Here is a 2530-nt window from a genome sequence, read left to right as displayed (position 1 = left end):
CTGCCATCGACCATCAGCGTCTGGTCTTTGGCGATTTTGTTGCGGCTTTCACCCTCCACCGTGAGGTGATGATTGTTCTTAATCTGGGTAAAGCTGTCGTTATCGACCGTGAGGTGCTTATCGTGCTGGATTTGGGTGGTGTGATCGTTGAGCACATCCGCTTCAAAGTCCTTTTGTGCGTGTAGGTAGACTTTTTCCGACTCCGCTTGGTCTTCAAAACTCAGTTCGTTAAAGCCTTGCCCTTGGTGGGTCTCACTGCGCCACACGGTTTTGGTTTTGTGCTCAGGCAGGGCATACGGTGCGGTATTGGTCGCGTGATAGGTGCGCCCCGTGACGATAGGTTGGTCCGGGTCACCGTTTAAGAACGAGACAATCACTTCATGGCCGATACGCGGCAGTGCCATCATGCCGTATTGCGCGCCTGCCCAACCTTGCGACACACGCACCCAACACGAGCTGTGTTCGTCTCCAGATGAATAGCGGTCCCAAGGGAAATGCAGTTTGACGCGGCCATGTTCATCGCAGTAGATTTCTTCGCCTTCTGGCCCCACCACAAGGGCAATCATGGGACCATCGACTTGCGGTTTCGGTTGCGGGGTCGCACGCCACGTCATAGTCGCAGGGATGAGTGTAAACTGGTTGTGATAGGTGGTGGCACCCTCACCACCAGACTCTTCTAACGCTTGAGGTTGCTCGCCTTTACGTGTAACAGACACCACCAACCAGTCGCGGTTCATCTCTTGGGTTAGGTGGTCTTGCAGCGCAAATCGAACGCCCGCGCGAATCAGCGGTTGGTTGCTGTGTCCGGTTGCGGTGTGGGCATCACGGCGCAAGTAGTCAAGGCGGGCTTGACGAAAGGCTTTACCACTCTCGTCGTCTTTATAACGCCCCGGCGCATCAAAGTGCTGGTAGCCCTCACGCTGATAGGCCATCTCGGTCCCTTGCTGGGTTTGCGAGAAGCTGTAAGCGGGCTTTTTAAAGCTGTAGTCTTTGAGTGACACTTCAGAAGGCGCGGATTGGGTGCGTTTCTCTAACCCTGAGATGTAAGGCTCGTCAATCACGCCCCCCGACAGGGCATTGTAAGGGATAGGGGCGTCAAGTTTCGGCAGTAGTTCTGAGCTGTCACTGAACAGCAGAGTGTGTTTACCGGGCGTGTGCTCAAAGCTGTACACCAAACCTTCTTCGGCGGCTAAGCGTTGAAGAAAGGCCAAATCGGTCTCTCGGTACTGAACGCAGAACTCGCGGGTCGGCAGCTCACGGGTGAGTGAGAACGCGTACTCTTGAATGCCCATCTCCGAGAGCAGCACCGAGATAATCTCACTGACGCTCTTGTGCTGGAAAATGCGGCTGTTGTGGCGCAGCGATAAACGCTCAAGCGCGGGTACTAAGGTCAACGAGTAGAAGGTATGGTGATGACCAATGTCGCCTTGGGTAAATTGTCGAACAATCCCGTGCACGCGTTGAGTCAACTCACCGTCGCGATACAACTTGAGCTCGGCCTGCATGTCGACCATTTGCTCCGGGGTTAAATCCGGACGTCGACTTGCCAGCGCTATCTGATAACGAAAACCGTAGCAGGGCTGGCCGAGAAACACCCCATCGGATAATGTCTCGTGTCCTTCAAAGCCTCGTACCACGAGACTGTCGTCGTCTAACCCATCGACGGTGAGTGTGTAGTGCAGTGTCGCCATGAACCTTCCCTATACCACTAAGCCAAAATGCCCTAACCCAATTAGGCTGAAACAACCTCATTGGGTTAAGGCAAGTAGACCACCTAAGCCCGACGCGCGAACTTAGGTGGTCACATCACAACAATTGAAGATTACGCTTCAATCGGTTTACGCCAGTCGTCTGCACCTGATGTGCCAGCGTTGACGTGGTCCCAAGTGATTTTACGGTAAGACATCGCCACCGTAAGGTTCTGCGTGAAGTCAGATTTTGATGGGTCTTGGCAGTGTGGCATTTCACACTGGATGTCGATGATTGACGCGCTTTCTAGCGTGGTGGTAAAGAAGTTCTCTTGCTTACCTTCAATCGAGGTGCGGTACCATTTCAGTTTCACTTCGCTCATCTTCTCGCCTGACGCCAATGCGTTGTATAGCAGGGGTACGGCTTTGTTTAGGCATACCGTGAACTTGAACGCTTTGTGGACACGTTGACCCGAAGGTTGGCCAGATTGTGGGTCAGTTGGAACGGTCACTGTGTGGTCAAACTGTTGAACCAGCATTTCGTCTTCGTGACCTTCAACGTATGAATCACCGATTGAATCGGCAGTACACGCACCTGCTGTGATAAGGCCCTGAGTTTCACCGTTGATAGAGATATAACATGGAGTTGGCATAGCGTTTCCTTTTGAATTAAGTTCAGTAAATGCGAACTGGATATAACAAAAGGCATGCCAAGTTTATTTTATAGTTAAATCATACACTTAAAATTAAGCGCACTTGTCTATGAGCAATAAGTTGCTTAAATCGAGCAAGAAGTTGCCCGCGCGAGCAAAAATCCGCCCGAAGCAAGATCTCATTTTTGC

2 protein-coding genes are annotated in these 2530 nt (G+C 52.0%); both read right to left on the bottom strand.

The window, feature by feature from the left end:
• On the bottom strand, positions 1-1691 hold a 1691-nt coding region (locus HCZ42_RS21570), incomplete at its 3' end, for a type VI secretion system Vgr family protein (RefSeq protein WP_167422716.1).
• Between the two features lie 131 nt (positions 1692-1822).
• Positions 1823-2341, bottom strand: a complete 519-nt coding sequence (locus tag HCZ42_RS21565; protein ID WP_167422715.1) for an Hcp family type VI secretion system effector — start codon at positions 2339-2341, stop codon at positions 1823-1825.
• Positions 2342-2530 lie beyond the last annotated feature (189 nt).

Source organism: Vibrio hepatarius (assembly GCF_011806575.1).
In the GTDB taxonomy this organism is placed as follows: Bacteria; Pseudomonadota; Gammaproteobacteria; order Enterobacterales; family Vibrionaceae; genus Vibrio; species Vibrio hepatarius_A.
Note: the sequence above shows the minus strand (reverse complement) of the source record. Positions and strands in the feature narration are given on the sequence as shown.